Annotated in this window: 4 protein-coding genes; 2 read left to right on the forward strand and 2 right to left on the reverse strand. The window is 39.8% G+C overall.

From position 1 onward, the window contains the following. Positions 1-142 precede the first annotated feature (142 nt). Entirely contained in the window at positions 143-1,150 is a 1,008-nt protein-coding gene (gene glsA / locus DRF61_RS18140) for a glutaminase A (RefSeq protein ID WP_111959669.1), read from the forward strand. 30 nt (positions 1,151-1,180) lie between these two features. Here the strand turns inward: glsA and DRF61_RS18145 are convergent, their stop codons facing one another. Both DRF61_RS18145 and DRF61_RS18150 read right to left on the reverse strand, forming a co-directional pair. After that, positions 1,181-1,879 carry a LytR/AlgR family response regulator transcription factor gene (locus tag DRF61_RS18145; RefSeq protein ID WP_111959651.1) on the reverse strand — a complete coding sequence of 233 codons (699 nt, stop codon included), beginning with the start codon at positions 1,877-1,879 and terminating at the stop codon, positions 1,181-1,183. Further along, on the reverse strand, positions 1,876-3,543 hold the full coding sequence (locus DRF61_RS18150) for a histidine kinase (protein WP_111959653.1): 1,668 nt from the start codon (positions 3,541-3,543) through the stop codon (positions 1,876-1,878). The genes DRF61_RS18145 and DRF61_RS18150 overlap by 4 nt, the downstream gene beginning before the upstream one ends. 109 nt (positions 3,544-3,652) lie before the next feature. Between DRF61_RS18150 and DRF61_RS18155 the strand changes: the two genes are divergently transcribed. Beyond that, positions 3,653-6,028: a TonB-dependent receptor gene (locus DRF61_RS18155; protein WP_111959655.1), complete on the forward strand. Its 2,376-nt coding sequence runs from the start codon at positions 3,653-3,655 to the stop codon at positions 6,026-6,028. The last annotated feature ends 511 nt before the right edge of the window (positions 6,029-6,539 follow it).

Genomic DNA, 6,539 nt, shown 5'->3' on the forward strand with positions numbered 1-6,539 from the left:
ATTATGGCTTTGGGTAGAAATACTTAGGTTAGGAAAACAAAACTGAGAACTGATATTTTCCTGTAGATTTGCTGGCAGAGGAGGAAATGCTTTATCTTTGTTTTTAAAGGTTGATGATAAGTTGTTGGCCGAAAATACCTTTATGAATAATAGTTTTTTACTTTCTGCAAAAAGAATCTGTATTGCAGCTTTTCTTTCCTTAAACACAGTGATGTATGCCCAGAAAGCAGATATTTCCACAATTTCGGAAAAAACCTTAAACAGCATCCTGGAAAAAAACAGAAACTATTATACGGAGGGAAAAGTGGCTGATTACATTCCTGAACTAGGTAAAATGGATGCCAGAGCAATCGCTTTTTCAGTGGTCGGTAAAAACGGTAAAATCTTTAATACTGGCGATGTTCACAAGAAATTTACCATGCAGAGTATCTCCAAAATCATTGCATTGATGATTGCTGTCAATGAGAAAGGGGAAGCAAATGTTTTTAATAAAATGGGGTATTTTGGAACCGATAAACCTTTCAATCACTTTTCCAACCTTGAAACGACGAGCAAGCCATTGAATCCGATGATGAATGCGGGAGCTATTCTTACCACTTCACTAATTTCAGGAGAAGGTGAAAAACCGTTTCTTAAAATTTTGGATCTGGTAAGGTATATAACCAAAAATAATACAATTGATTACAATACATCCGTTTACGAATCCGAAAAATCTACAGGCCACCGTAACCGTGGCATATTTTACCTGATGAAAAACAACGGACTGATCTCGGGAAATGAAGATCAGCTGGACAATTATTTCAAACAATGTTCTATTGAGCTTACGGCTGAAGATTTGGCTAAAATTGGATATTTCTTTGCCAATGAATGTGTTCGTTTTGACGGAGATACCAAGTATAAAAATGCAGAAATGTCGAAACTGATCCAATCTCAGATGCTCATAGCCGGGATGTACGAATTCAGTGGAGAATATGCCAGAACAGTAGGCGTACCTAGCAAATCCGGTGTTGGAGGCGGAATTGCCGTGAGCGTTCCCGGGAAAATGGGTATCGGTGTTTTCAGTCCCGCATTAGATCAGCATGGAAATTCCTCGGCCGGTTATCATATGATTTTAGACCTGGTGAAACAGTATGACCTGAGTCTGTTTTAAGAATAGGCCTTCACATGTCGAATTCAGACATCAGACCATTTTATTTTTCAGATCTTTATACTTTGAACGTCCTACAGGCAATACTTCACCTGTTTTAAGCAAGGCTCCGTATCGTGTACCGGGATTAATGATAATTTTTTCGATTTGCTGAAAATTAACAAGATAAGACTTATGAATGCGTTCAAACCTCTCAGGAAGAAGTTGCTGCAAATATTCAAGGGATTTATCATGAAGCTCATTCTGTCCGTTACTGAGATGCAGCTCAGTATAAATTCCGGCCCCTTTGATGTAGATCACCTCAGAAATATTGATCAGACGAACCTGTCCGGCTCTTTTTACAGCGAGGTATTTAATGCCTTCATCCGGTTTTATGGCAGGGCTGACGAATCTTGTTAAAGCCTTAAAAAGTCTGTCCTGATCAAAAGGTTTGGGAACAAAATCAAGGACTCCATATGCAAAAGCAGTAATCGCTTTATCAGTATTGGCAGAAACAATTATGGTATGAAAAGAAGCGGCTACCATATGTTCCAAGAGCTCAAAACCATTATCCCCATTGAGATTAAGATCGAGTAGGAGCAGGTCGGGAATTCGGGTTGAAACCTGATCAAGTCCCTTTTGCAGGGAATCACAGATAATGATTTCATGGGGTCTGTCCGTAAAGAATTCGGATGTCATACGCTGTAAACGTCGGGCAATTCTGGCCTCGTCCTCTATAATTACTATATTCATTGCTTTAAAATTTGAATAGTAGACATCCAGCCGTTTTCCGTAGAACCCGACGTAAGTTTCCAGTTTTGGCCATAACTTTCAGTCAGTCTTGCTTTGATATACTTAAAGCCGTTTCCGCCCGCGCGGTCCGTCATGATTGGCCGGTTCTTCGCGAAAGTTTCAAAAGTATATTGGTGAGCCTCTTTTGATAAAGAATAATGGAGTACAAATTGAATTGTATTTCCGGACAGTGGCTCGCTGTGTGTAATACCATTCTCCAGTAAGGTATGAATGATTGCCGGAGGTATCAGCTGTGTTTCATCGATTCCTTTTTGTTCCCAGATATAATTTATTTCCTTCCGAAAACCCATAACTGACAGGTGTTGGCGGCATAACTCCAGTTCTTTCGTAACAGGGATCAGGGTCTGTTCAGAGATCTCGTTCATAATATCAAATTCTGTGGCCAATGCCTGTATAAATCGGGCTCCGTCCTTGGGGGATTCTTCTACCCAGTCCATCATCGAAGTCAGTGTATTTCTTAAAAAGTGAGGCTGAATATTCTTTTTAAGCAATTCCAGTTGCAGCCTTGACGAAAGTAAAACAGCATTCTGATGCTCTGCCTCAATGACACTGGTACGGATAGAGTGCAGATAAAGCATAGAGAGTACGATAATGGTAAAACTGATAAATAACCCATAATCATAAACCACAAGTCTGTTGACCAATGCACTTGCCAAAAGAGCAGCAAGAGCAATAAAGCCGCCTTTTTCCTTTTGAAGAATGCCATTCAGAACCACAATGAAGGCAGTTATCAGCATGGCCAGGCTGTAGAGCCGGGCAGTCAGGTCATAATGCCCGTAATTGAACCAATAAAGTCCAAGCAGTGTCAGCAGCAGGGCGAGCATCAGCCATTTCCCATACCTGAAGTTAAATTGAATAATAAAATACCAAGGAACCAGCAGCGCATTGGTAAACGTCAGCCATCCGATGATTTCAAGACGTAAGAAGAACTCAGAATAGGGGAGCTTCACATGGAATTTCAGATATTCCATGATCAGTAAAGTGAAAAAAAGAAGGCATATGGTCGCAAATATAAGGATGTCTTTCTGTTTTCTTTTGCTGTTCAGATAGAGGAAGAAATAATAAACGGCAGCGATCAGAAAAGCTCCGGCCATCAGGTTCATATAGGCCGTTGTGACCAGTGGGTATGTCAGTAATGTTTCGTAATTATTGATTGTGAATCCAATACTCCGCTGGACATCAGGATACAGGGATTGGGAGCTGCGCATGGCAATCGTATGAAGCCCGGGCGAAATCAGATGATTCGGAATCCTGTAATAACTGCATTCAGTTCCCGGTATTTCCGGATTTCCATTTTTCGGAAGCTGTCCGTTTCTGCCGATCAGTACACCATCCCAGTACACTTCAAAAGCACCGAAAGAATTGATCTGAAGACCGAGAGGTATCAGCTCGTTTTCCACCGGACGTAGATCAACATGGGTACGTGACCAGAATATTTTATCCGAAGTATTACCCCTGGTCTCAGACCAGTCTTTATCATTATAATTTTTACTTATCCAGGCCATATTGTCTCCGGTTTTATAAACCGGTACCGGATCTTCATTGCGGATAACAGGTATAGCCAGCAGGTCAAGCAGCGTTAATAAAAATATTAAATAATACATAATGTAAATATACAAGCTAATTTGAAAAATCAGATGTCGTTTGAAAGCTTGTGGAGCTGTTCAGATGTTTCTTCTGTGAATGGCTGTTTCTGCGATTTAAATTTACATCATGAAACAAGTAGCCATCATTTTTTTTATCATCCTGTCTGTTCAGTATTCATTTGCACAGAAAGGTCAGATTACTGGAGTCATTCAGGAAAAACAGGATATACCCATATCTTATGTAACGGTAACATTAAAGGATAACGGAGATCGGGCGATTGCCGCCGGTATTTCGGATGCCAAAGGAATATTCAGGCTGGAAAGCATTACGGCTGGAAACTATACCATCAGTTATGCTCTTGCGGGTTTTCAGACGATCAGCAGGCCTGTGGAGGTTAAGACTGATGAGGCAGTCAATGTGGGAACGGTCATTTTGGAGCCTGATACAAAACTGTTGCAGGAAGTATCTGTTACAGGACAGCGTTCATCGGTCAGTTTAAAACTGGACAAAAAAGTCTTTGAAGTAGGTAAGGATGTCCTCTCGCAGTCAGGTGCGGTAACGGATCTTCTCAACGTTGTTCCTTCTGTTAGTGTGAGTCCGGGTGGAGAAATCAGTTTACGGGGGAATTCTAATGTATTGGTATTAATTGACGGCCGCCGGACCGGACTGACTCAGAGCAATGCTTTGGAACAGGTGCCCGCCGATCAGGTAGAGCGTGTGGAGGTGATCACCAATCCTTCTTCCAGATTCGATGCAGCCGGTTCTGCGGGGATTATCAATATCATACTTAAAAAGAATAAAAAGGCAGGGTTCAATGGTCAGCTGCGTCTGGTAGGCGGCATACCCAACGAAACCCGTATCAGCCCCAGCCTAAATTATAAATCAAATAAACTCAATCTGTTTGCTACCTACGGCATCCGGTTCTCAGATTATGTAGGTCTGTATACAATGAAACAGTCTACGGGACTTTCAGGAACACGGGTAGATCTGGACCAGAGACAGGATGAGAACAGGCATGATGATGCCAAATTACTTTATTTTGGGGCCGACTTTAAGATCAATGATCATAATACCATTACCGCAGCTTTCATGAGGAATTCAACCCATGATCACGACAAGACCCAGCTTAATTATTTATATTCAAATAAAAACGGAATTATCGACAGCAGTCTCACCAGAAAGGGCGAATCATGGGAAAAGCGCAGCTATAACCAGCTCGAATTCAATTATACCAAAAACTTTGCTAAAGCAGGAAAGAAGCTGACTGTAGATATGCAGTATGACTTCTGGGATAGTGACAAAGACTGGAATTTATCAACCAGCAAAATATTTCCAGCTGCTGTAGATTTACCAATGATCAGGACAGGTTCAATGGGTGAGAGCAAGGATTTTATGATTAAAACAGATATGATGCAGCCACTGGACAGTACTTCCACTTTGGAATTCGGTTTGAAGTTAGAAGACCGGAGAGTAAACACCGACTTTATCGCGGAACAGCAGAATTCAGCGGGCTGGGAGATCATTGATCAGATTGATAATCATTTGTTATATAAAGAATTGATTGGAAGTGTTTACGTACAGTTTTCCGGAAAGACCGGAGCTTTAAGTTATCAGGCAGGTTTACGTGGCGAGCTTACCCATATCGGTATCGAAGACCGTGCGGGCACCTATACCAATGAGAAAAATTATAACCGTCTGTTTCCAACATTGAATGTAAGCTATCGTTTCAATGAGCGAACAACTTTACAGGGAAGCTACAGCAAAAGAATCAACAGGCCAAGGCTGGGCATGATTTATCCTTTTAATGAACTGACTGATCTAAGCAGCCGTTATGTGGGAAATCCGGATCTTAATCCATCTTATGCCAATGTTTTTGAAATCGCTTTTCTTAAAAACTGGAAGACGCTTACCTTTAATCCATCCTTTTATTATCAACGAAATACCGGAGTAATGGAAGATTATACGTTCCGGAATACAGGGGGGCTGTTTATTACAATGCCGGTTAATATAAAAAGGGAAACCCGTCACGGTTTTGAGCTGTCAGTGCTTTATAATCCTGTCAAATGGCTGCAGGTTAATACAGAGTTTAATCTGTTTCATTATGCCGAACAGGGCAGTTATAAAGATCAAAGCTTCGATTATTCCGGGAATACCTTAACCGCCCGCGTAAGTGCCCAGCTGAAATTGAAGAACAAACTTGCTTTTCAAACGCTTTATAATTTCAGAGGAGCCAATGCTACTGCCCAGACTCATACAGATGCACTTCACAGTATTGATGTTGGACTCAGCAAGACTTTTTTAAAAGACAAAGCAACGCTTATGTTTGATATAAGCAACCTGTTTGGATTACGAAAGTCAAACAGCAGAACTGCAGGGGCAGATTACGAAATCAGCCAGACCAGTATTCCTAATGCTGCCCGCTATCGTTTAACGCTGGTTTACAGATTCAACCAAAAAGATAATCAGACGGTACGGCAAGCTAAAAGTGGCAACAGAGATTAAATTTTAGATAATTTATTGGCATTTTAATAAAACAATAATTTCTGCCTGATCTGCAAAATCTGCGAGCGCATTTTTTGATTTAAATTTGATCTTTCGTCTTCTATGACGAAAAAAATACTAACAGATGACAGATGAAATATTAATGGATGATATAATTTTGTCAATCAAATAATAAGGACTTTTTTATAATCTTCTTATTATCATAACGTTGCTTTCCGGTAACGTTATTTTTTTTGCGAAAATCTTATGAAATTTTGTTATTATTTTTTCAAAATTCTGAATTTACTGATTCTTTTTACCGGATCAGCAAACTACAGATTATGTAGATTTCATACGCTTTTATAGGTGTGTTATATTTTTGTAATATAGAAAAATAATTCCCTTATTTTTGATTTATTTTATTTTTTATTTCTATATTTGCTTTAAATTATCAATTATAAACCTTTATAATTGAAGCTTATAGGTTGTGCTGTCTCATTTTTCGATAATAGAAATATAATCTATATTTTTT

This window comes from Chryseobacterium lathyri (assembly GCF_003290185.1).
In the GTDB taxonomy this organism is placed as follows: domain Bacteria; phylum Bacteroidota; class Bacteroidia; order Flavobacteriales; family Weeksellaceae; genus Chryseobacterium; species Chryseobacterium lathyri.

What these genes read in the sequence shown, in the direction of transcription:
- glsA (WP_111959669.1), top strand. Translation starts at nt 143, where the DNA reads ATGAATAATAGTTTTTTACTTTCTGCAAAAAGAATCTGTATTGCAGCT.
- DRF61_RS18145 (WP_111959651.1), bottom strand. Translation starts at nt 1,879, where the DNA reads ATGAATATAGTAATTATAGAGGACGAGGCCAGAATTGCCCGACGTTTA.
- DRF61_RS18155 (WP_111959655.1), top strand. Translation starts at nt 3,653, where the DNA reads ATGAAACAAGTAGCCATCATTTTTTTTATCATCCTGTCTGTTCAGTAT.
- DRF61_RS18150 (WP_111959653.1), bottom strand. Translation starts at nt 3,543, where the DNA reads ATGTATTATTTAATATTTTTATTAACGCTGCTTGACCTGCTGGCTATA.